Source organism: Adhaeribacter aquaticus DSM 16391 (genome assembly GCF_000473365.1).
In the GTDB taxonomy this organism is placed as follows: domain Bacteria; phylum Bacteroidota; class Bacteroidia; order Cytophagales; family Hymenobacteraceae; genus Adhaeribacter; species Adhaeribacter aquaticus.
In genome coordinates, this window is record NZ_KI421517.1 from 761,656 (window position 1) to 785,581 (window position 23,926).

The 23,926-nt window shown below is 40.5% G+C and carries 20 protein-coding genes; 10 read left to right on the forward strand and 10 right to left on the reverse strand.

Features of this window, described 5'->3' with window-relative positions; genetic code table 11:
* Window positions 1-208 precede the first annotated feature (208 nt).
* Complete coding sequence (locus ADHAQ_RS0105365; protein ID WP_026462073.1) at window positions 209-1,102, forward strand: bestrophin family protein; 894 nt, start codon at window positions 209-211, stop codon at window positions 1,100-1,102.
* Between the two features lie 25 nt (window positions 1,103-1,127).
* A complete protein-coding gene (locus ADHAQ_RS0105370; RefSeq protein WP_026462074.1) occupies window positions 1,128-1,754 on the forward strand; it encodes a carbonic anhydrase family protein in 627 nt (208 codons plus the stop codon).
* A gap of 146 nt (window positions 1,755-1,900) precedes the next feature.
* Here ADHAQ_RS0105370 and ADHAQ_RS0105375 read toward each other — a convergent pair whose 3' ends face one another.
* A complete protein-coding gene (locus ADHAQ_RS0105375) occupies window positions 1,901-2,767 on the reverse strand; it encodes a sugar phosphate isomerase/epimerase family protein (RefSeq protein WP_026462075.1) in 867 nt (288 codons plus the stop codon).
* Between the two features lie 113 nt (window positions 2,768-2,880).
* Window positions 2,881-4,209, reverse strand: a complete 1,329-nt coding sequence (locus ADHAQ_RS0105380) for a Gfo/Idh/MocA family protein (protein ID WP_026462076.1) — start codon at window positions 4,207-4,209, stop codon at window positions 2,881-2,883.
* 165 nt (window positions 4,210-4,374) lie between these two features.
* Here ADHAQ_RS0105380 and ADHAQ_RS0105385 point away from each other — a divergent pair, with 165 nt between their 5' ends.
* From ADHAQ_RS0105385 to ADHAQ_RS0105400, 4 genes are all read left to right on the forward strand, one after another.
* Window positions 4,375-4,992 carry a YdeI/OmpD-associated family protein gene (locus ADHAQ_RS0105385; RefSeq protein ID WP_026462077.1) on the forward strand — a complete coding sequence of 206 codons (618 nt, stop codon included), beginning with the start codon at window positions 4,375-4,377 and terminating at the stop codon, window positions 4,990-4,992.
* Between the two features lie 702 nt (window positions 4,993-5,694).
* Window positions 5,695-6,561 carry a helix-turn-helix transcriptional regulator gene (locus ADHAQ_RS24580; protein WP_034256600.1) on the forward strand — a complete coding sequence of 289 codons (867 nt, stop codon included), beginning with the start codon at window positions 5,695-5,697 and terminating at the stop codon, window positions 6,559-6,561.
* A gap of 216 nt (window positions 6,562-6,777) precedes the next feature.
* Complete coding sequence (gene eboE, locus ADHAQ_RS0105395; protein ID WP_026462078.1) at window positions 6,778-8,001, forward strand: metabolite traffic protein EboE; 1,224 nt, start codon at window positions 6,778-6,780, stop codon at window positions 7,999-8,001.
* A gap of 72 nt (window positions 8,002-8,073) precedes the next feature.
* A complete protein-coding gene (locus ADHAQ_RS0105400) occupies window positions 8,074-9,462 on the forward strand; it encodes an alkaline phosphatase family protein (RefSeq protein ID WP_026462079.1) in 1,389 nt (462 codons plus the stop codon).
* Window positions 9,463-9,535: 73 nt separating this feature from the next.
* Here ADHAQ_RS0105400 and ADHAQ_RS0105405 read toward each other — a convergent pair whose 3' ends face one another.
* A complete protein-coding gene (locus tag ADHAQ_RS0105405) occupies window positions 9,536-10,192 on the reverse strand; it encodes a transporter (protein WP_084523743.1) in 657 nt (218 codons plus the stop codon).
* A gap of 67 nt (window positions 10,193-10,259) precedes the next feature.
* On the opposite strand from ADHAQ_RS0105405, the gene ADHAQ_RS0105415 reads away from it, so the two are divergent.
* Window positions 10,260-11,359 (forward strand): IS3 family transposase gene (locus ADHAQ_RS0105415; RefSeq protein ID WP_425393671.1). Its coding sequence is split into 2 segments (ribosomal slippage): window positions 10,260-10,521 and window positions 10,521-11,359, totalling 1,101 coding nucleotides; the frame shifts between segments, so codons are not numbered across the junction.
* A gap of 40 nt (window positions 11,360-11,399) precedes the next feature.
* On the opposite strand, the gene ADHAQ_RS27980 is transcribed toward ADHAQ_RS0105415, so the two are convergent.
* Entirely contained in the window at window positions 11,400-11,552 is a 153-nt protein-coding gene (locus ADHAQ_RS27980; RefSeq protein WP_157433350.1) for a hypothetical protein, read from the reverse strand.
* 120 nt (window positions 11,553-11,672) lie between these two features.
* A complete protein-coding gene (locus ADHAQ_RS24585) occupies window positions 11,673-12,023 on the reverse strand; it encodes a transmembrane 220 family protein (protein WP_034256601.1) in 351 nt (116 codons plus the stop codon).
* 312 nt (window positions 12,024-12,335) lie between these two features.
* Between ADHAQ_RS24585 and ADHAQ_RS0105430 the strand changes: the two genes are divergently transcribed.
* Together ADHAQ_RS0105430 and ADHAQ_RS0105435 are read left to right on the forward strand one after the other, a co-directional pair.
* Window positions 12,336-13,811, forward strand: coding sequence for a PQQ-dependent sugar dehydrogenase (locus tag ADHAQ_RS0105430; protein WP_026462082.1), 1,476 nt, complete (start codon window positions 12,336-12,338; stop codon window positions 13,809-13,811).
* Window positions 13,781-14,197 (forward strand): c-type cytochrome, encoded by a 417-nt coding sequence (locus ADHAQ_RS0105435; protein WP_084523745.1) that lies wholly within the window; start codon window positions 13,781-13,783, stop codon window positions 14,195-14,197. The genes ADHAQ_RS0105430 and ADHAQ_RS0105435 overlap by 31 nt, the downstream gene beginning before the upstream one ends.
* A 642-nt stretch (window positions 14,198-14,839) precedes the next feature.
* Here ADHAQ_RS0105435 and ADHAQ_RS0105445 read toward each other — a convergent pair.
* Both ADHAQ_RS0105445 and ADHAQ_RS24590 read right to left on the reverse strand, forming a co-directional pair.
* Window positions 14,840-16,075: an MFS transporter gene (locus ADHAQ_RS0105445; RefSeq protein WP_026462084.1), complete on the reverse strand. Its 1,236-nt coding sequence runs from the start codon at window positions 16,073-16,075 to the stop codon at window positions 14,840-14,842.
* Window positions 16,076-16,265: 190 nt separating this feature from the next.
* The gene (locus tag ADHAQ_RS24590) at window positions 16,266-17,006 is read right to left on the reverse strand and encodes a 3-keto-disaccharide hydrolase (protein WP_071781094.1); all 741 of its coding nucleotides are present in this window, start codon (window positions 17,004-17,006) and stop codon (window positions 16,266-16,268) included.
* 386 nt (window positions 17,007-17,392) lie between these two features.
* Here ADHAQ_RS24590 and ADHAQ_RS0105455 point away from each other — a divergent pair, with 386 nt between their 5' ends.
* A complete protein-coding gene (locus tag ADHAQ_RS0105455) occupies window positions 17,393-20,791 on the forward strand; it encodes a ThuA domain-containing protein (RefSeq protein ID WP_034256602.1) in 3,399 nt (1,132 codons plus the stop codon).
* A 196-nt stretch (window positions 20,792-20,987) separates the two neighbouring features.
* Here the strand turns inward: ADHAQ_RS0105455 and ADHAQ_RS0105460 are convergent, their stop codons facing one another.
* The 3 genes from ADHAQ_RS0105460 to ADHAQ_RS0105470 all read right to left on the reverse strand — a co-directional run bounded on the left by ADHAQ_RS0105460 (window position 20,988) and on the right by ADHAQ_RS0105470 (window position 23,905).
* Complete coding sequence (locus ADHAQ_RS0105460) at window positions 20,988-21,440, reverse strand: GNAT family N-acetyltransferase (RefSeq protein ID WP_026462086.1); 453 nt, start codon at window positions 21,438-21,440, stop codon at window positions 20,988-20,990.
* Window positions 21,441-21,599: 159 nt separating this feature from the next.
* A complete protein-coding gene (locus tag ADHAQ_RS0105465) occupies window positions 21,600-22,655 on the reverse strand; it encodes a sugar phosphate isomerase/epimerase family protein (RefSeq protein WP_026462087.1) in 1,056 nt (351 codons plus the stop codon).
* A 104-nt stretch (window positions 22,656-22,759) separates the two neighbouring features.
* Complete coding sequence (locus tag ADHAQ_RS0105470) at window positions 22,760-23,905, reverse strand: Gfo/Idh/MocA family protein (protein WP_026462088.1); 1,146 nt, start codon at window positions 23,903-23,905, stop codon at window positions 22,760-22,762.
* Window positions 23,906-23,926: the final 21 nt, after the last annotated feature.

Here is a 23,926-nt window from a genome sequence, read left to right on the forward strand (position 1 = left end):
AGAATCTGTTTATTTTGAATTTACTCCCATGCTAGTATACTCCTAAAAGCAAAAAAGCAGCTGAATTTAAGACAGATAACCACTGTATTTCCTCCTTATTCAGCCTTTACTTTAATCTTCTAAACCGGTACTGTAAATTGCCGTTTAATTAGGCGCATTTGCTTTAATTAAAAAAGATACATATTATTTTCATAAAGTATTTTAGCTTATGATTTTAAACAAAACCATTTCACTTCCATACATTTTTAACCAGATAAAATACGATATATTTATTGTGTTGCTGGTAGGACTAACCACTAATATAATTTCTTTCCGGTATATCCATCTTTTACCAGATATGCCGCTTACCATTCCTTCTTTCCTGGGTACTGCCATTTCTATTTTACTTTCTTTTAAAATGAACCAGTCTTACGACCGTTGGTGGGAGGCCCGGAAAGTTTGGGGCGCTATTGTAAATGATTCTCGTAGCCTGGTTATTCAGTTGCAATCTTTTTTAGGATTTACCGGATTAGAAGATGTTAAAACCATTGCTTACCGGCAAATGGCCTGGTGTTATGCGCTGGGGCGGTCACTAAGAGGGCAAAATCCGCTGGAAGACGCAGAACAATTTATTTCGAAACCTGAACTAAATGTAATTTCGGCGCATAACAACAAACCTTTGGCCATTTTGCAATTAAATGCCAAAGACATAAGAGCTTTGCGGGAAAGAGGCAAAATAGATACCTTTACTCAATTACAACTGGACGATACACTTACCAGGCTAACTGACTCTATGGGAAAAGCCGAAAGAATTAACGGCACTATTTTTCCATCTACTTACCGACAGTTTTTATATTTTACGATTTATTTGTTTGTGGTTACCTTAGCTATTTCATTAAAAGATGTTTCCATGATTTTTGAGATTCCGCTTTTATTGTTAATATCGACCAGCTTTTTTTTAATACAGAAAAGTGCTTCTCAATTACAGGACCCCTTTAGGAATAGACCAAGCGATGTATCGGTAACGGCAATTGCCCGTACTATAGAGATAAATATCAGGCAATTGTTAGGCGAAACCAACGTACCAGAACCTTTAAAACCTATTGGCTTTTATATTTTATAATATTAACCCTAATTAAAAAATAGCTATGTATACCCATTCGAAGGAAAATTTAATTAACCTGGATCCTCAAGCAGCATTGGAGTTGCTGAAAGAAGGGAATGAAAGATTTATTAATAATTTACGGGCTAACCGGAATTATTTACAACAGGTGAACGAAACCAGAAATGGCCAGTATCCTTTTGCGGTAATTTTAAGCTGTATGGATTCCCGAACTTCAGCAGAGCTTATATTTGATCAGGGCTTAGGCGATATATTCAGTATTCGGGTAGCCGGTAACGTTTTAAACGAGGATATTGTAGGTAGTATGGAATATGCTACCAAAGTGGTCGGCTCCAAAATCATTGTGGTGCTGGGCCATACCAAATGTGGGGCCATAATTGGGGCTTGCGATGGGGTAGAGTTAGGCCAGTTAAGTAATTTACTGAACAAAGTAAAACCCGCTATTGAACGCGAAACGAGTACTCAAACCGAAAGAAATGGGAATAATCCGGAATTTGTAAAAAATGTAACGGAGCTGAATGTGCAAGTGACTCTGCAGCAAATAATAGAAAGAAGCCCAATTATTGCGGAGCTGGCTCAGGAAGGTGAAATTAAAATTGTTGGGGGTATTTACAATGTAGAAACCGGCAAGGTAGATTTTTATGAAGATTAAACCTTAACTTAATTTTTTTATAAAGAAAAAGGCACCTGGATACGCAGGTGCCTTTCTATTTATGGTCATTTACAGTAATAAAAGATAGTTTTCCTTAAAATTTGTCTCAGCCAAAAACCAGCTTATTAAATTAAAGCAAACTTTTTTTATTGTTTGAGGCTTTTCAGATAAGCAATACTTTGCGGCACCTGCGTCTGAATATTAGGGCTTTCGTCTTCAATATAATAATGTTTAACCCCGGCTTTTTTGGCTGCTTTTAGTACGGCCGGCAAATTTATCTGGCCTGTTCCCAATGCTACATCGTTTTCTACTGGCGTACCACCCGAATAATCGCCTTGCACGCCTTTCTTTAAATCTTTCAGGTGCATTAGTTTAAAACGGTTGCCATATTTATTTAATAACCGAACCGGATCATCGCCGGGATGCACCGCCCATAAAATATCTAATTCATAAGAAACAGTAGCTGGATCCGTATTCTGCACGATATAATCGAAGAAGGTGCCGTTTTTATAGGGTCTGAACTCGAACCCATGGTTGTGGTAAACAAAGGTAAGCCCCTGCTCTTTTAAAGTTTTACCTATTTTGTTAAAGTCCTGGATAGTACGGTTTGCATCATCTAATGTAAAGTTACCTTTTTCGTGGGGTACACCGGCAATGCGTACATATGAGGCCCCTAACACCTTTGCCTGACGAGCAATTTCCAACGGGGCCCTCATCAGGTTATCATAACTCACGCCATACGAAGAGCATTTTATGTTATGCTGATCGAGCAACTGACGGAGCTTTTCCGGGGTTTGCCCGAACAAATTAGAGAACTCCATATCGCGAAATCCCAACCGCTGAATGGTATCTAAAGTAGCCGATACATCTTTAGCAAAGCTGTGCCGATAGGTATAGGAAACCAGTCCCGGCATTTCGGGAAACAAGGGCTTACCCGATTGCGCTACAGAGTTAAGGCTTCCGGCCACTACTAAACCTATTGCTAAACTAAAAGCATAAAATAGTTTTTTCATTCTATTATGGTGTGATATCTTTTGAATAAATAAACGTTACCAAATTACTTAAACGGTATGGGCAACAGCTAATCAAATCTGAAATAAACAAGTATTTATAAATTTCCAAATTCCTAAACCTGCACATGCCAGCCTCGCTCATAGTCCCGTTTCCAAAGCCTCATTGATTCGTCGTCGTTCAAAATATGGCCATTTTCCGGATTGCAGATTAAGGTGCGGCCTACCCGGTAAGAAATATTTCCTAACTGAGGCAGCAAGGTAGATTTGTGCCCCTGAATAATTTCGCAGTTTAATGGTGCATCTCCCCGCAGGGCAGCCACAAAATTTTGCAAATGCACCACATCCAGTTGTTCTAAAGGGCTGACAGTGTTATTAGCGTCAAAAGGCGTATTATCTTTTACTTCTTTTACTAATTTATTCCGGTCGTCAAATACCTTATAACTATTGGCTCCGCCATAGTATAAGGTTCCTTTATCGCCGTAAAAGATAACACCCCTAAAATCGCCTTCTGTCGGGTAACCATTGCAACTCCGGCCTTCCCATTGCATAGCGGTGTTGTTGGAGAAATTAAACAGAATGGTTTGTGTATCGGGAGTTTCCCAATCGTCTTTAAAATGAAAACGTCCGCCCGATGAAGTTACTTTATCAGGAAAATCAACGCCCAGGCCCCAACGCATTACATCCAGCTCGTGGGTGCCGTTATTTAACGACTCCCCAGTACCCCAATTCCAGAACCAATGCCAATTATAATGCACCACATTATCCTGATAAGGCTTACGGGGTGCCGGGCCTTGCCATAGTTCATAATTTAAATGAGCCGGAACAGGCACCTGCTTACCAAACCCAATACTTTTACGGCTGTTATCGTACCATCCTTTAGCAAAATAAACCCGGCCAATAATACCATCGTGCAATTCTTTTATAAAAGCCTGCACATTGGTAAAAGAACGGCGTTGGCTTCCCATTTGCACCATCCGCTTGTATTTACGGGCAGCAGCTACCGCCATTTCGCCTTCATAAGGATTGTGACTGCAGGGCTTTTCCACATACACATGCTTACCCGCCTGGCAAGCCATAATAGTAGCAGGAGCATGCCAATGATCAGGAGCCGCAATAACCAAAGCATCCATATCTTTCATTTCCAGCAACTTCCGCACATCAGCTATCCCTTTCGGCTTTTTACCGGTAATACCTGCTACGGCCGCTATAGTTTTATCTACTACTTTGCTATCCGGATCACAGATATAACCCACTTCTACATTGGGCATAGTGGCAAAATTTCTGGCTAAAAACAGACCCCGGCTATTGGAACCCATAATACCCAGAACCACTTTTTTATTAGGCGAACCTTTAAAATAGCTCATAGCAGAAAGTTCTGAACCTACCATAAAAGTAGTACTGGCCAGAGCCGCAGTACGAATAAATTTGCGACGATTTAACATGGTGTGGGTGGATTAAAAGTACGTGATTAGAAATATAACTATTAAATTTTACATCTTACCACAATTACCGAAACTGTTTTTATTTTTAATCAGCCAGCTATTTCATCACTTTCGATTTCAAGGTAAATTCTGTTTATTTATTGCTGATTTCCTCTTATATTTATTATGGCCACTACTGATCCACGCGTTGATACTATCATTCAGAATTCAGCAGATTTTGCGAAACCAATTTTAAACCACCTTCGGCAGCTAATACATCAAGTCTGTCCGGATGCTACCGAAACCATTAAGTGGGGCTTTCCGCATTTTGAGCACAATGGTTTACTGTGTAGCATGGCGGCCTTTAAACAGCATTGTGCTTTTACTTTCTGGAAAGCAAATCTTTTATCTGACCCGCATCAGTTATTTTCTAAAGACAGCAAAACTTCTATGGGTCAATTGGGCCAGTTAAAAAGTTTAACTGATTTACCAGCGGATATTGTTCTAGTAGGATATATACAGGAGGCGGTAAAACTTAATTTACAAGGAGTAAAAGGACCTGCAAAATTTAAACCTGCTATTGCAGCCAAAGCATTAGAAATACCAGAATACCTGGCACAAGCTTTAAAGGAAAACGAAGCTGCCTCCAATACCTTTTCAGGCTTTAGCAACAGTAATAAGAAAGAGTATATTACGTGGCTAGCAGAAGCTAAAACAGAAGCTACCCGCCAGAAGCGCCTGTTAACGGCTATTGAATGGATAGCCGAGGGGAAACCCCGAAACTGGAAGTATATAAAAAAGTAGACCTTATTTTTATTCTACATAGTCATTTACGCCACCTATTTATTAACGTCTCAGATTAGCAGTTCTAAAATTTTTGAAATTCACTACCAGCCCTCACTTTTCCGCCTGGAACATAAGTAAAAAAGGCTACAGCAAAACTATAGCCTTTAAACAAACTTAACAGATGTTGGAATAAATTATAAAAAATGGGGGCCCTTCTCGAATGGTTTATGAAAGTTACTGCGCTTGCATAAAATTAAAATGCAAGACGCAGCGACTTTTTCCACCTACTATAATTATATGAATAAGCAATAACACCATTGCCCTATTCCAATAAAATTAATCTTCCTCAACGATTTGGTAAAAGCACAAGTATTCTATGTAAAAATACATTACATTTTTACTCATTCTACCTCTTTCCTACAGAATCATTAAATCAGAAACAAAACATCAAATTGGTATCAGAATTCTATTCTAATCTACTTCAGATAATAGATTCGTACTGCAAATCCACTTCAAACTAATTTAAAAAACCTTATTACCAATATATTAACAACTCAAAAAAAAGAAATAAGCGCCTGAATAAGCAACTTTTTCTCCAGTCCTTATTGATCTTATAATTAGAATCACAAGTTCTTTTTGGGTTATTTACTACACAAAAGTAGGAGCCTATTAGCATATTTTTATTGTAAAAACTCATTATTAATTAGTAGATTTGGCAGCATGAAACGCTATATCCAATACGATCCTTTTAATATTTATCAATTTGAGGTAGCTGAATGGCCCCACCCGGTACATAACCATACCTATTTTGAGATAATATTTATCCGGAGCGGCACCGGCAAGCATTTCATCAACGAAAATATTTTTCATTATGCCCCGGGCGATGTGTTTTTACTAGGTCCGGAAGATTATCATTATTTTGAAATAGATACCCTTACTCAGTTTTGCTATATCCGTTTTACTGAAATGTTCATAAAAGACCATGCTTCTCAAAAACACGAAAGCTGGGAACGAACCATTGAGTTTCTTTTACATACTCCTTATCAATCTTGTGGCAGTATTGTAAAAGACGAAATGGAGAAGGAACTGCTGAATCACCTGCTCGCAGTATTGGTTCATGAAGAGGCTAACCGTCAGGAAGCAACTCATGAGGTAATAATGGACAGCCTGATGAAATCTATTTTAAGTATACTGGCTCGTAACATTATAAAACAAGGATTTGCCGAAGGCAGCAACCGCAAGAACTCCAGCTCTATTGAGGCATTAATGGTATACATCCGGCAACATATTTATAAACCGGAAAATCTTCGGATCGAACATCTGGCTACAGAATTTAACTTTTCCCAAAGTTATTTAAGCATCTTTTTCAAACGCCATACCGGCGAATCGTTGCAGCAGTATATTTTAAAATACAAGCTAAAATTAATAGAAAACCGGTTACGCTATAGCAACCTGAGCATTTCGCAGATTGCCCATGAATTTGGGTTTACCGACGAAAGTCATTTGTATAAAATGTTTCGGAAATATTACGGTGTAACCCCTAAACACTTCCGCAACACTGCCCAACAAGAAGAAACACCCGGATAAGCTATAGTTTACCGAGATTATTTATTATTACCTGCCTTTAGCTTATAAGCTAACTAAACGAGTCGGCAATTCTTTGTTCAAGCTCCAAGAGCCAATAACTACATGCTTTGTCCTTTTAGCATAAAAAACTTTACCTGTAAGTAAAAAAACTAATACCATCATTTCTGTTCCTTCTTTTCCTAATTCCCGTTAACTTTCCGATTAAATAGAAGCAACATGAACATCGGCAAAGACTATCACCTCTCCTACTGCACCAATATTCATCCTGGCGAAACCTGGGCAGCCGTTTTTGAAACGCTACAGAAATATATTTTGCCCATAAAAGCTAACCTTTCGCCAGACAAGCCTTTTGGTATTGGATTGCGTTTATCCGATTTAGCCAGCAAAGAACTGGAACAGGAAAACCATTTGCCGCAGTTTAAAAACTGGCTGCAAGAACACGATTTGTATGTCTTTACCATGAATGGCTTTCCATTTGGCGGATTTCATCAGCAAGTAGTAAAAGATGAGGTGCACCAGCCCGACTGGACCACAACCGCCCGCCCGGCATATACCATTCGTCTAGCCCGAATTTTAGCTTATTTATTACCCGACGGATTAGAAGGAAGCATTTCTACTTCACCTTTATCGTACAAACTTTGGTTTAAGGATGATGCTGAAAAAACAGATCAGGTATTTGAACAAGCTACCCGGCATCTGGCTATGGTTGTAGAAAACTTAATTAAGATTAAAGAACAAACCGGCAAACTTATTCACATAGATATTGAACCTGAACCGGATGGATTATTAGAGACATCAAAAGAGTTCATGCACTATTATGAGGAATGGCTTTTACCAAAAGCGGGACTTTATTTAGAGAACCAATTAGGTTTAGATCAGCAAGGTGCCCAAAGTGCTATTCGGGAACACATACAACTATGCTACGATGTTTGCCACTTTGCCCTGGCTTACGAAGAACCAACCGATGTAATACAAGCACTTTCCCAAAAAGGAATAAAGATAGGCAAGGTACAAATAAGTGCCGCCCTGAAAGCTGATCTTCCAACCAATATAGAAGCTAGAGAAGAATTAGCACAGGAATTTGCCGCCTTTAACGAACCTACGTATTTACACCAGGTGATTGTACGCAATACGAATAATACTTTTACCCAATACAACGATTTACCGGTAGCATTAGAACACATAAAAAATCCGGAGGCAGTGGAATGGCGGTCGCATTTTCATGTTCCGGTATTTCTGGATAGGTACCACAAATTACAATCAACCCAGGTTGAAATAGTAAAGGTATTTAAATTATTAGCTGAGCAAGCCTTTACGAATCACCTGGAAGTAGAAACCTATACATGGGGCGTATTGCCCGAGGAAATTAAACAGGATTTGGGAGCATCTATCCAGCGTGAACTAGAGTGGGTGTTGCAGAATATTAAAGTTGCAGATTAATATGCCGTTTAAAACGTTTTAGTAAAGGATTCTGCAGTGCCTTAATCACCGGAAGGTTTAGAACTGATAAAAATGCAAAAAACAATAGTTATAGATGTAGTAGGGCTTACCCAAAATTTAATTGGGGAAAATACGCCATTTCTTAAAAATTGGTCAGCGCAAGCCAAGCTGGCTCATGTGGGCCATGTACTGCCTGCTGTTACGTGTTCGGTGCAAGCCACTTACATGACAGGCAAATGGCCTACAGAACATGGCATTGTGGCTAATGGCTGGTATTTCAGGGATGTTTGTGAAGTACGCAACTGGCATCAGTCAAATAAATTAGTACAGGCCCCTAAGTTTTGGGAAGTGGCCAAAGCTCAGAACCCTTCTTTCACGGTTGCCAATATTTGCTGGTGGTTTGCCATGAATTCTACCGCTGATTACACCGTTACGCCGCGTCCGCAGTACCTGGCTGATGGCCGTAAAATGCCCGATTGCTATACTTACCCAATGGAGTTACGCGACCACCTGAACGAAAAATTAGGCACGTTCCCTTTATTTGATTACTGGGGACCTAAAACCAACATCCGTTCGAGCCGCTACATTGCCAATGCCGCCATTGAAGTAGATAAACTGCACGACCCGACTCTTACGCTGGTTTATTTACCGCACCTGGATTACAACGCCCAACGCCATGGCCCAACAGATGCCAGTGTTGCACAGGACCTGAGAGAAATTGACGAAGTTCTGAAAAACCTGATTACTTACTTTGAAAGTAAAAATGCCCAAGTAATTATTTTATCTGAATACGGCATCCAACCTGTCAATCAACCAATACACATCAACCGTGCTTTACGGGAAAAAGGGTATATTTCGGTACGGGAAGAACGCGGTACCGAATTATTAGACCCAGGAACTTGTAAAGCTTTTGCGGTAGCTGATCATCAGGTAGCTCATGTTTACGTAAACGATTTATCAAAGCTGGAGGAAGTACGAAAATTACTTCAACAGCTGCCAGGTGTAGAAAAAGTAATTGGTCCGGAAGAAAAAGCAGCTTATCATATTGATCACGAACGAGCCGGCGAGCTGATTGCGGTGGCAGATAAAAATTCCTGGTTTACCTATTACTATTGGCTCGATGATAATCGGGCACCCGATTTTGCCCGTGTCATCGATATTCATAAAAAGCCGGGGTTTGACCCAGTGGAAATGTTTACTGATCCGAATATTAAGTTCTTGATTCCGAAGGTAGGTTTTAAAGTAATTAAGAAGAAACTTGGTTTCCGGATGCTGATGGATATTATTCCGTTGGATGCTACGCTGGTAAAAGGTTCGCACGGCCGCAAACCCGATAACCCGACCGAGGGCCCGCTCATTATGAGTAAAAACAAAGCTTTAATTCCGGCTGAATCTGTAGAAGCAACGGATGTATTTCATATTATTCTGAATCATATAAAAGGAAAGAAAAACTTCCATTAACAATAAACAGAAAGCTCCTTTACCAAGAAAGTATAGGAGCTTTCTATTTTTCTAATAACTCAATAAGTAAGTACTAGCGCGGTAATCTCCAGGTAACACCACCTCCGGCAAAAAAGTCGTTAGCGGCATCTGTTAACCCTGTGCCGGCAATGGCGTCTAATTGCAAATTAGGCAAAACTTTATACTGCAAAGCTGTGTCCAGCAAATTTCTGGCTGAAGCTTCTTTTGGTTTCCTCCCCACAAATTCCACACTGTATTTAAGTTTTTCTGAAAGTTTTAGTATAGCAGATGCGCTATAAAAAGCTTCACCAAAATACTTCTCCTCTTCTTTTCGCTTACGATAGCCGGCATTGTATTGTATTTCTACCTTTTCCGATATTTTATTATTAAAAACAAAGCGTCCTTCGGGAGCAGCATGAGGTGGCCGGAATTCTTCATTGCCTACCGGTAAGGTAATGTTGCCTATGAAGCCTATTTTGGGCAGCCCCCCTTTCCCCTTAAATAAGCTTATTTTGGTTCCTATCCGCACATTATTAAAGCCTTTTTCCTCTGCAAACGGAAGGTTGGAGCCAAGGCCATCTGATTCATTGCGTTGTCGTCTATAATCTGCATTCACCCGTAACTCCGCCTGCTTGAGCACCCCGATCCTAATTAAAGTAGTTGGGTATAAGAATTCTTTTTTCCATACCTGGTCCGCAAAATCCTTATCATACTGTAATCCGGTTTCTATTTGTGTAAGCTTCCCCGAAAATAGAACTGTTTCTAAATAGAAAAAAACTTAATTTAGAACAGTAGATATGAAAAGGAAGACTTTTACACCCCAACAGATTGCCAAAATTCTCAAGGAGTTTGAGGACGGCAAAAGTGCCGCAGAAATTAGCCGGGACCATGGCGTTAGCCAGGCGGCCTTTTACAAGTGGCGGCAACGCTATAATGGCATGGATGCCACTGAGCTGAAGCGGCTCAAGGAACTAGAAGAAGAAAACCGGCGGCTGAAGTCTATGTATGCAGAGCTGGCTTTGGACCTAAAACTAGCCAAAGAGATTATTGAAAAAAAGCTCTGAAGCCCTGCCAAAAGCGGCAAATAGTGCTTGAGGTTTACCAGCAGTCTCAAGCCGGCATTAGCAGGGCGTGCCGGGTGGTGAATTTGAGCAAATCAGTTTACTACTATCAGTCGCACAAAGATGATGTTGTAGTAGAAGAAGCATTACGGCAAAAAGCGGAGCAGCACCCCAGAGAAGGATTCTGGAAAGCCTATGGGCGGTTGCGAAAAGAAGGCCAGGAATGGAATCATAAGCGGGTATACCGGGTATATAAAGCCATCAACTTAAACATCCGGCGCAAAGCCAAAAAGCGTTTACCCGCCCGCGTGCAACAGCCTTTACAAGTTCCCCAGGCATTAAATCACACCTGGTCAATCGACTTTATGAGTGATGCGTTAGAAAACGGAAGAAAATTCCGTTCCTTCCATGTGCTGGATGATTATAACCGCGAAGCTTTGCATATTGAAGTAGATTATTCCTTAAAGAGCAACCGGGTAGTATGGGTGCTTAATCATTTGTTAAAGCGAAGGGAAAAACCAAAGCGCATCCGAATGGATAACGGACCGGAGTTTATTGCCACGCTTATGGCCGAATGGAGCCAGATGCATGAAGTAGAGTTCATCTATATCCAGCCAGGTAAGCCCACGCAGAATGCCTATGTAGAACGTTTCAACGGGACTTTTCGCCGACATGTACTAAATGCTTACCTATTCGAAAACCTGGAAGAAGTAAGGGATATTACAACCAGCTGGCTAGAAGATTACAACTACAACAGGCCGCATGATGCACTTGGAGGGTTAGCACCAATAGAATTTGCAAAGAAAAAACAACACCAACAATTAGTGTCAATTTAAACAAATTTTATACTTTTAATCAGTTCTAATTAGGGGAAGCTTACATTTGCACCCGACCTTGTGGCACCACCTTTGGACTTTGTGTAATAGAAGGTCTGTCGGAATCTAATTCGGGTTCCTTCTCCTCACTTTGGGCCATTGCCAAAAACGGCAACAACAACATTACCATACAACACTGGATAGATTTCTTCATGACATTATTAATAAGAAACCAATCGTACGGTTTATTTAATTCTAAGATGTATTCTGGCTAAAATAAAAGGGCAGAAACATTAACTGCTTCTGCCCTTTTATTTTAAATTAACCTCTACCTCTACTGGGCCACTTTCCTGAGCGGCATTCCTAATAATAAATAAATAACCAATGTTACAAAACACATACTAAGGCCCAAGGACTCCCGGCCTTGTTCAATAAATATAGTTTTCATACCATTTTTTAAGGCTACCCCCTCCCATTGCTCGGGCCACATAAATATGGCCCCCACCAGAAACGATAAAGCTGATATCATAAATAAAGGCTTAATTATTTTTCCTTTAAATGCCAGGTAAGACAAAGCCGCCACATATAAATAAATAGGAATCCAAATGTAGGGATCCGGATCATTGTACTGCAATGCCGCAAAACTTACAAATACGAAAGCCATTATTAAGGCAAATATTTTCATAACTAAAGTTGCTTAAGCTGGAATAGTAAGAGACTGTTCTCTACCCAATATTACGAAATCCTAAGCTTTTCACTATAATTTTTTCAGATTTCAGCACCATTTAACCCTGCTATTTACCATATATCCAGGCATGCAACCTCGCTGTTTGTATAAAAGTAAAACTAATCAAGCTTTTGCCTGTTTAATCCTATAGAATTGTGAAGGTTATCAGCAGTTTAAATTACTCATAGACGTTTGCGCTGCTGCCTGCTTACCTACAATTCTGGGTACGTACCGGGTCTTTTTTCCAGAAGAGGCTAAAAACTAAAAACTATGAAAAAAAATTATCTAAAAGCTTACACCTGTTTAGTTTTGCTTGCAGGCAGCTTACTATTGAGTAGCTGCTGGAAGCTTCGCGGGCACTATGGCGGTCCAAAATCTTTTGAACCGGTGCCCCGCTCCATTCAACCTGCCGATATCGCTTTACCTGCCGGATACAAAATTGAAGCCATAGCCCAAGGTCTCAATTACCCCACTGCCATTACCTTTGATGACAGCGGCAATATTTATGTAACGGAAGCTGGTTATGCCTACGGTGAAATCTGGACTCAGGCCCGTCTCTTGCGTATAGAACCAGATGGAAAAACCACTCAGGTCGCCGAAGGAGGTAAAAATGGTCCCTGGTCGGGCTTATCCTTTTATCAGGGAAATTTTTATGTATCAGAAGGAGGCACGTTAGAAAAAGGCCGCATTCTACGCATAACACCTAATGGTGCTATTACGCCTGTTATTCAGGATTTACCAACGGGTGGTGACCATTTTACCACCGGCCCTGTTATTGGCCCTGATGGAAATATATATTTTGGTTTAGGAACCTATACCAACTCCGGGGTAGTGGGCCTAGATAATTACCGCTACGGCTGGTTGAAACGAAACCCGCAGCTACACGATATCCCGTGCCGGGACATTACGTTAGCCGGGCAAAATTTTATAACGGACAACCCTTTAACTCCTGACCCTAAAGATAAAGCCACTACCGGTGCTTATGTTCCGTTTGGCACACCCACCACCTCTGGTCAGGTTATAAAGGGCAGTTTACCTTGTTCCGGCGCTATCTTAAGAATGCCGGTAACGGGCGGAAATCTGGAATTAGTTGCCTGGGGGTTGCGTAATCCGTTTGGACTGGCTTTCGCGCCTAATAATACTTTATATGTAACCGATAATGCTTACGATGTGCGTGGCAGCCGGCCTATCTACGGAGCGGGTGATGTACTATGGGCAATCAATCAGGGACCTACCTGGTATGGTTGGCCCGATTACTCGGAAGGCAAACCCCTAAATACTTCAGATTACGAAACAAATAAACAGGACCCTCGGTTTGTTTTGGCAAACCACCCGAATAAACCTCCTAAACCAGCAGCCATTCTGGGTGTACATTCTTCGGCAAACAGTTTAGACTTTTCCAGAAATACAGCTTTCGGCCATGTAGGTGAAGCTTTTATTGCTGAGTTTGGTGATCAGGCACCAGAAGTTGGGCGAATTTATGGCCCGGTTGGTTATAAAGTAGTTCGGGTAAATACCAGTAATGGCGTGGTAGAGGATTTTGCAGTTAATAAAGGTCGCACCAACGGACCGGCTTCGATGCACAAAAGTGGCGGTTTGGAACGTCCTATTGCAGCGCGTTTTGATCCCAAAGGCGAAGCGCTTTATGTAGTGGATTTTGGGGTAATGCCCATTACCGAACAAGGCGAAGCTCCTAAACAAAAAACTGGTGTTGTATGGAAAATCACAAAGGAGGCTACCCGATGAAAAAAACAGTATTTAATTTAGCTAATGGTTTATTATTGGGCAGCTTAATTCTATTAACTAATTGTGGTTCAGCCCGCAGAAGCGAACCTTTACATGGTCCGCTTACCATGAATGAGCAAGTAAAAAGAGGCCAGGTAGTGTTTATGGAAAACTGCCATAAATGTCACCCGGGTGGCGAAGCCGGTGCCGGCCCCTCCATTAACAATGTGCCTCTAACCAGTTGGATGCTAAAAGCAAGGGTAAGGAGCCGGGCCTTTTTCTTTGGAATAGGCCGCATGCCTTCTTTCAAGAAACACGAAATATCAAGGGAAGAGCTAAATGATTTGGTGCGGTATATTAAAGTCCTGAAAAAACACGATGAGGATGCCGCTACTGCTGCCCGGTAATTTGTTATATTAATCCTAAATCCAATTTAGCTTCTTGTTTCAACTAAAAATAAAGAGGCTGCTAGAAATAGCAGCCTCTTATGATGGTGTGGTGGATATTAAATTCTACGTTGAAAAATTACTAACTATTAAGGAGATTTCAAAAGTTATTTTAGATTAATTTTATCTAAAAATATAAATATTTAAAATATTTATTATTATCCACCAATTGTTGGAAAATTATCAACATTATAACTTTTTCCTTAACAACTTCTGAACAGCAAAATTATTACATTAGGCACTAGTAAAATATTAAGTATGCGCCTCATAGATGCATTCATTTTCTCAGCTTTGCGATTCCGCAAATAAAATAATTGGTATACCTAGTAATACAACCAGATAGCTCAAAGTTATTGCCCCAGCATTAATTCCACCACCAGCAATTGTTTACTAATTCGTCATGGTTTTACTACCCACTGCTATAGTCTGGATTACTGAACCCATATCCTGTCAATTGAGTTTTTTAACTTTCCTTATTAGATTGTGCTTATTAACTAACTGGTATAAACAAAAAAGGCCGCCAATTATTAGCAGCCTTTCTGTATTAGAATATGTAGATTAATATTTATAACTGAATCTATTGAATCTGGATAATTAGAAATATTAATGAGCGGAAGAGGGCACGCCAGCCGTATTCTTTGAATTCCTTTGCCAGAAAAACAGAATAATAAATAGTACTATTAAGATAGCTGGGAAAGCTATCATTTTTTGTAAGGTTTCCTGTCCTGTAGCTAGTTCTAGTGCATTGCCAGTAAGCCCCTGCGCCGTGTTTTCTGAACGGGAATTATCGATCCAGCTCCCAATAATTGGCTGAAAAATAGAAGAAGAAAACATACCGACTGCACCAATAATGGACATACCTAAAGCACTACTCAAAGGCACCCGCTGTGCAACAGATCCTACCATTACCGGCCAGAAATAACCATAGCCAAGGGCAAAAATGATGGCGGCCACATAGGCAGTAGAACCAGTTACAGTACTAAACAAATAAATGCCAATTGCTGAAAGAATTGCACCTCCTAACAAAACTCCCGTTTGTCCAAGACTCGCCACAACAGGGCCGGCAAAGAACCTTGCTACAGCCACTAACCCGGCAGTAAGTGCTAAAATCAGCATTGGATCTGCTCCGCTGCTACTCAAAATAATACCAACCCATTGCCCAGGACCAAATTCAGTAATAGCAGTAAGAGCCATACATACAATCAGGAATATGTATAATGGACTTAACATCGCTTTTAAATTTTGACCAATTGAGGTTGCCCCTTCCACTTGTGGTTTTGGGAAAGCTTTGCCAAAAAACAAAAAGGCATAGGCAAGCGCTGGCACCAGGATAACCCACATCTGGGCTTGCCAGGAAAATCCTAAATCAGTCATAAATTTAGAGATAAGAGAACCTATTAAGATTCCTCCGGGAAACCACATGTGAAACCTATTTAGCATTTTATTTAGGGTAGTACCAGAATACATATCTGCAATCATAGGATTACAGGCAGCTTCTGTACAGCCATTAGCAATACCAATTAAAAGGGTCGAAATAAGCAATCCGGTGTATCCACCTGCATATATGGTTAATAAAATCCCTAAAACGTGGGCTAAAAATGCAACGGTCATAATAATTTTAGGACCTACAGTATGATAAACTAATCCGCCAATTACCATGGAAATAGGGAAGCCTAAAAACCACATGGAATTAATAAATCCTAATTGCTCGGCCGAAAGGCCAAATTCATTGCCCAACTGGGGCAAAATACCTGCTCTGATAGAAAAAGTAAAACCTGTTGTGATTAGGGCAAAGCAACTCCCATAAAACAGAGCACTTTTATTAATGTTCTCGTTCATTAAGTTTAGTTATGTAAAGGTTTAGATGAATAATGCTAGCTTATATTGGGTTCAAATAAATAAAAAATGGCCATTGCTCAAAATACTTGATTTATTTTTTGGCTACCAACTAATATTAAGCTCGGTTTAAATAAAAGCAGGTTAGGTTCTTAATCTGCTTTTTATGTGGTAAATATTTATGTGGTAAATATTAAAGAGGGCGGATTTTTATATTTTTAAACCAGACTTTATCCCCATGGTCTTGCAAAGCAATGTGTCCGGTTTTCATGCGGCCATAACCCGGCATAGCTGCAAATTTGCTTTCTTTTACCAACTGCTCCCACTCTGGGCTGCCCAATTGGTACTCCACTACTTTTTTCCCGTTTAGCCAATGTTCAACATGCCCGTTTTGTACCTTTAACCGGAAATTATTAAACTGACCTACTGGTTTTACAGCCGGCTTAGATAGTGGAATTAAATCATAATTAGAACCTGCCTGCCGGTTACCATTTTTCCCCATTTTGGCATCCGGGTGCCGGTCGTTATCTAAAACCTGTATTTCCGGTCCTGTTTCATAGGTATTTTTATATTTCGGGTCTTCCGAAACGTGAAACATAATACCACTGTTACCCCCTTCAGAAATTTTCCAGTCCAATACCAACTCAAAATTTTCGAATTGATTTTTAGTAATAATGTCGCCACCTCCTTTGCCTACGAGCGTGATGGCATCATCTTTTATTTGCCAGGCGTCAGCAACAACTTCCTTTCTAAACCCACGCCACTGGTCCATCGATTTCCCATCAAACAATAAAACCCATCCTACTTTTTGCTCACCAGGTGTTAACCTGTTATCGCTTGGGTTCTTTTGATTACCCGGTTTTCCCGTAATTTCGTATACTCCAGCAAAAGCTAAAACCAAAGCTATCAGAAGTTTTACTTTTTTAAGATTCATCTACCTGAACTTTTAAGGTTGATTTTTATAAAATGGGGTTGAAAATTGTCTAAAAATAATAATTTAAACTTAATTGCTACCAAAAGTTTTATTTTCCTTTATTGAATTTTATCAACTTTCTACTTTTTTCAAACATTTGATTAAATAGCTAAATACTTTTAAACAGATAATCACATTGATTGATTAAATACTAAATTTTGAAGAATTTTTTAAATTTAAACCTGATTAAATATGCTTTAAAAAGGTAATTTATACCTTATTGTTGGCAAGAAAGGCTGTTGCAGAGGCGGTCTTATTTCGTAATTATTTTCTTATGCTTTACATTTATATCCTGAATTATAACGTTATATTATTAACCCACCAATAGCTAATTTTAAATAATACCAATGAAAATAACTCGATCTTCAAGGTTACTCGCCGGAAGTATTTTCACCTTGCTGGTACTAGCCTTGTTTAGTTTCAGCAAGATTCTGGAAAGACCAAAAATTCTTATCTTCAGCAAAACCAGCGGCTACCACCATGCCTCTATTGCTCAGGGTAACATTGCCCTATTGAAGTTGGCATCTGACAACGGCATGGATGCCGACACGACCACCAACTCCAATGCATTTACAGATGAAAATCTTAAAAAATATGCGGCTGTTTTGTTCCTTAGCACTACCGGCGATGTATTAAACAATTATCAGGAAGCTGCTTTTGAACGTTACATCCAAGCCGGTGGGGGTTTTGTGGGTATCCACGCGGCTACCGATACCGAATACAACTGGGGTTGGTATGGCCGTTTGGTTGGTGCTTATTTTTTAAGCCATCCAAAAACGCAGCCTGCTACCTTACAGGTAATTGACCGAAAAAATATTGCCACCAAACATTTACCAAAAAAATGGACCCGCACCGACGAGTGGTACAACTTCAAAAATCTAAGTAATAAAACGAAAGTTATTATGAAAATAGATGAGAAGAGCTACGAAGGTGGTAAAAACGGTGATAACCATCCTATGTCGTGGTACCAGGAATTTGATGGTGGCCGGGCTTTCTATACAGCTTTGGGTCATACACCAGAATCTTTTACGGAGGCTAACTTCTTACAACATGTACTGGGTGGCATTAAATATGCGGTAGGCAAAAATGCTCCTTTAGATTACAGCAAAGCTAAGACGCAGCCTGTACCGGAAGCAGATCGTTTCATTAAAACTTCTTTAGCCGTAGGTGTATTTAACGAACCAACCGAAATGGCTATTTTACCTAACCTGGATGTTCTGATTGCCCAACGTCGCGGCGAACTGATGTTTTATGATTCTAAGAATCAATCGGTAAAACAGGTAGGATCTTTAAACGTTTATAATAAGACCAATACTCCTGGTGTAAACTCTGAAGAAGGTATCCTGGGTTTAGCGGCCGATCCTAACTTTAAAGAGAACAATTACATTTATGTTTTCTACAGCCCGCAGGACACCTCGGTCAACCGTTTATCCCGGTTTACCTTTAAAAACAACACCTTTGATAAAAGCTCCGAAAAAATTATGCTGCAGTTTTATTCGCAACGCGAAATTTGCTGCCATACCGGAGGTTCCATCGCCTTTGGGCCAGAAGGTTACTTATATTTATCTACCGGCGATAACTCTACCCCATTTGATGAACCTAACCAACGGTACGTATCTAATGGGTATGCTCCTTTAGATGATCGCCCGGGCCACTTACAATACGATGTGCGCCGCTCGTCTGGAAACACGAATGATTTAAGAGGAAAAATTCTACGTCTTAAAATAAACCCAGATGGCTCTTATTCAATCCCGGAAGGAAACTTATTCCCGAAAGGCCTGGCCAAAACACGCCCGGAAATCTATACCATGGGTCACCGTAACCCTTACCGGATTACAGTAGACCAGAAAAATGGTTGGTTATACTGGGGAGAAGTAGGACCAGATGCCCGTAATGATAGTATGACCACTCGTGGCCCACGGGGTTACGATGAAGTAAACCAGGCTAAAAAAGCAGGCCATTTTGGCTGGCCATATTTTATTGGCGATAACTATCCGTACCGCGAATTTGACTATGCAACCGGTAAACCGGGAGCTGCTTTTGATCCTAAAAAACCAATTAATAACTCCCGTAACAACACTGGCTTAAGAGAATTACCACCAGTGGAGCCTGCTCTTATTTGGTATCCTTATGCGGAGTCCAGAGAATTTCCGGAAGTAGGTACCGGTGGACGTAATGCTATGGCTGGGCCGGTTTATTATACCGACCTGTATCCGAAAGAAACTCGTTATCCAGACTATTATAACGGCAAGTTCTTTATTTATGAATGGATTCGCGACTGGATTAAAGTAGTTAGTCTAACTCCGGAAGGCAACTATGATAAAATGGAGCCATTCTTACAGGAAGGCAATTTAGCCTCTCCAATTGATATGGAAGTTGGACCTGATGGCAGATTATATGTACTGGAATATGGTAAAGGCTGGTTTGCTAAAAACCCGGATGCTGCACTTTCCCGCATTGATTACTTACCAGGTAACCGTCCGCCAAAAGTAGCTGATTTTAAAGTAGACAAGTTAAACGGCAATCTACCATTAACCATAAACGCCAGCGTTAAAGCAACTGATCCGGAAAAAGATAACTTATCCTATATCTGGAACATTGGTGATACGAAGGTTGAAACCAAAGAACCCAATCTGAAACATACAATTTCTAAAGCCGGCAGCTACAAAGTAAGCGTGCAGGTACAGGATACGGAAAAAGCTTGGGCCAGAAGTACAGTAGTGGAGGTTTATGCTGGTAATGCACAGCCAGTAGTAAACATTAATGTACAAGGTAACCGAAGCTTCTTCTTCCCAGGCAAACCGGTAAACTACCAGGTAAAAGTTACCGACGAAGGTGCTAAAGTAGATATGAAGAACTTATATGTATCTACTGACTATATACAGGGCAGAGACATGGCCGCCGCTTCACAGGGGCACCAGGTTATTTCAGAGTCCATCCTGGGTAAAAATCTAATGATGGCATCTGACTGCAAGGCTTGCCACAGTATCACTGAAAAGTCAATAGGTCCATCTTTTACTGCCGTAGCTAAAAAGTACCAGAAAGATACCCGTGCTCATGAATATTTAGCTTCTAAAATTATTAATGGTGGTAGCGGGGTTTGGGGCGAGCACGTAATGCCAGCTCACTTAACCATGGACGAAGGTGATGCACGCTTGATTGTAACTTACGTATTGTCTTTAGCCAATGCTGAAAGCAACAAACCATCTTTACCAGCTAGTGGTAAAATTCAGCCGGTAATAAGCGAGCAGAAAAAAGAAAATAATGTTTTCCGTTTACTGGCCACTTACACCGACAACGGTGGTGCCGGCATTAGTCCGCTGGCTGGTTCAAGCGCCGTTTACCTAAGAAGCAATGTAATGGATGTAAGCGACCTGAGAGAAGTTACCGGCTTTGCCCGTAAAGATTCATTAGGTGCCCGTTATTTAATTATGCCAACAGCTCCGGCTACTATTAAAGGTACACAGTTAGATTTAACTGGCGTAAAAAGCATCGAATTAACCGGATTTGGTGCGTACCGTCCAGGATCTTACCAAGTAGAAGTACGTGCCGGCAAACCTGATGGACCGGTAATAGGTAATGGCACTTTAAACTTTGCTGCTAACCGTGAAAAAGTAACTGCTAGTATTCCGTTACAGAAAACGACTGAAACCGGAAGTGCTCCGTTACAAGATGTATTTATACTAGTAAGGCCACAACAACCAGGTAGAGCCTTCCTCAAAACCATTACTTTTAATCCGGAATAGAAAATCGGAAAATAATAAAAAAAGCCGCTTTAGAAATCCTAAAGCGGCTTTTTTTATTAAGCAAATTATCTTATTTATAATTCAAAGTTTTAAAATCAGCAGTTGCCCCTCTAATACACCAGTAAAACCTTAATTTACTTTCCTCGGGAGAGGAATAATATCAAGGTAACCAACTTTAAGCTCCTCATTCCTGCCTTTAAGCAATTAACTTTTCAAAACATACACTGCTGAGCACGTTTTCATACTGCCCATAGTTAGGTATTACCTTGTAGGCATTTTTCTTATATAGTTGCACCGCTTCTGGTTGTTTTTCACCCGTTTCCAAAATACATTTACTATAAGAAAGCTCCCTTGCCCACTTTTCCAGTTCCTTCAAAATTTGGGTGGCTATGCCATTCTCACGGTTTTCAGGTGCCACATACATTCTTTTCACCTCTATTACCCCAGGTTCATATTCTTTTATGGCACCACAACCCACAGCTTTCTCATTCAAAAAAGCCAGAACTACATATTTAATTTTATCAATTTTATTGAACTGAGCAAAGAAGCCATGGTCCTCCCCGTCTCTAACTCTTAAATCAGCATCTAAATATTTAACTAACTCTACAAAATCAGGATTGGCTGAATCAGTTCTCAATAATTTTAGCATTTTATTTCCTCTAGACAAAGTAAAAAGCGATGTACCGCCAATAAGAAAAGCAGTATAATAAAGCTAGTACTTTTTATTATTAAAAGTTAACAACTTGAATGAACACGAAAAAGCCTGCTCTTTATGAAGCAGGCTTTTTATTTGCAAGATTCTTTAAGATTAATCTAAACCTAATACTTTGCGGTTGTAGGCTTCATCTGAACCCGTTCCAGCAAAATCATCAAAAGCTCTTTCAGTACGGCGAATCATGTGCGATTGGATAAAGGGAGCACCTTCGCGGGCACCATCTTCCGGATGTTTCAGGGCGCACTCCCACTCTAATACTGCCCAACCTTCGTAGTTATATTGGGATAGCTTGCTGAAAATAGATTTGAAATCTACCTGGCCATCGCCTAAAGAACGGAAACGCCCCGGACGATCTACCCAATCCTGGTAGCCACCATATACACCAGAACGACCAGTTGGATTAAACTCGGCATCCTTCACATGGAACATTTTAATATGCTGGTGATAGATATCAATATACTGTAGGTAATCTAACTGCTGTAGAACAAAGTGACTTGGGTCGTATAATAAATTAACCCGTTTGTGGTTACCAGTAGCCGCTAAGAAACGTTCAAAGGTAACGCCATCGTGTAAATCTTCACCCGGGTGAATTTCGTAGCAAACATCTACCCCCGCTTCGTCGAATGCATTCAGAATTGGCATCCAGCGTTCCGCTAATTCTTTAAAACCAGTTTCTACTAAACCAGCCGGGCGTTGCGGCCAAGGGTATACGGTATGCCACAGTAAAGCTCCTGAGAAAGTAGCATGGGCATTTAAGCCTAAATTTTGGCTCGCTTTAGCGGCATACTTCAATTGCTGCACGGCCCACTCGGTACGGGCTTTCGGGTTATTGCGGTATTCTGCGGGTGCAAAGCCATCGAACATGCTGTCGTAAGCCGGGTGCACGGCTACTAACTGGCCTTGTAAGTGCGTAGAAAGTTCGGTAATCTCAACGCCATTAGATTGCGCAATACCTTTAAATTCATCTACATAGTCCTTGCTTTCGGCCAGCTTTTGTAAATCTACTAACTGGGTAGCCCAGGTTGGAATCTGAACTCCTTTGTAACCTAAATCAGCCGCCCATTTACACATACTCGCTAAAGAGTTAAAAGGGGCTTCGTTGCCCACAAACTGGGCTAAAAATATGGCGGGTCCTTTCATTTGTTTTATTTTTAGTTTTAGTAATTACAATATAAAGGCATTAATAAAAATGGGCTTTTTATAAATTTATTCCTTTATAAGAAGCCCATTTTTTGATCACTGATAGATCAGGTTTACACGTTAACCCACGCTTGCTTGCGGTTCGATTCTAAAATCCGCTCACAAATTAATAACTCCCGGTAACCATCAGCAAAAGTTGGAAACGGTGCGTTTTCGGGTTGCTTACCCGCTTCTACTGCCGCATAAACTTCCTTAAATAATTGTTTTGATGTATCACCAAAACCTTCGTTATGGCCACCTGGATAAGTAATAGTAGAACGCACTTCCGGATGCACCAACGATGGATCGCGCATTAACACCTGGTTAGCACCATCGCGGTTACCAATCCACATTTCGTTTGGAGCTTCTGAGTTCCAGGCAAAGGTGGTTTTGGAACCGGAAATCTCTAACTTCAGTTGGTTTTTACGCCCTGCTGATACCTGCGATACGGTAATAACACCGCGATTACCATTGTCGAATTTTAACAATACGTTGGCATGGTCTTCGGTAGTAATTTCCACATCCGCATAATCTTCTGGTTGCAACATTTTACCAGAGTAAGTTTCTAACGGCTTCAGTGGTTTTTTACGGGTTTTATGTACCGTATTAAAATCGGCCATAACGGCTACCGTTTTTAAGCCGGTTATGTACTCTAAATTATCAATTAAGTGTGAACCAATATCAGCAATAGCGCGAGAATCGCCGGATTTATCTGGTTCTAAACGCCAGTTATAATCCGTGTTATAAAATAACCAGTCCTGCAGGTAAGAGCCAATAATAGAATAAACTTCGCCCAGCTCACCTTTTTCACGCATTACTTTCATCTGGCGCACCAAAGGATAATACCGTAAGTTAAAGTGTACGGCATTTACTAATCCGGTTTCTTTGGCTAAGGCCACTAATTCTTCGGCTTCGTGTAAATCTTTGGCTAATGGTTTTTCGCAAACTACGTGCTTGCCGGCTAATAAAGCTGCTTTAGATTGTGAGTAGTGCAGGAAGTTAGGCGTACAAATATGCACACTGGTTATATCATCCTGCTTCAATAGATCGTCGAAAGTATAATAACGCTCGATGCCTAAGGCTTCTGCTTTTTGTTTGGCTAATTCTTCGGTTACTTCACAAAGAGCGGCTACTTCCACGTTAGGCAATCTCCGCAGTGCTTCAATATGAGCCGGACCGATAAAGCCTGTCCCTACTACACCAACTTTAATTTTGTTCATTTCTAATTTTAATTCGTGTGG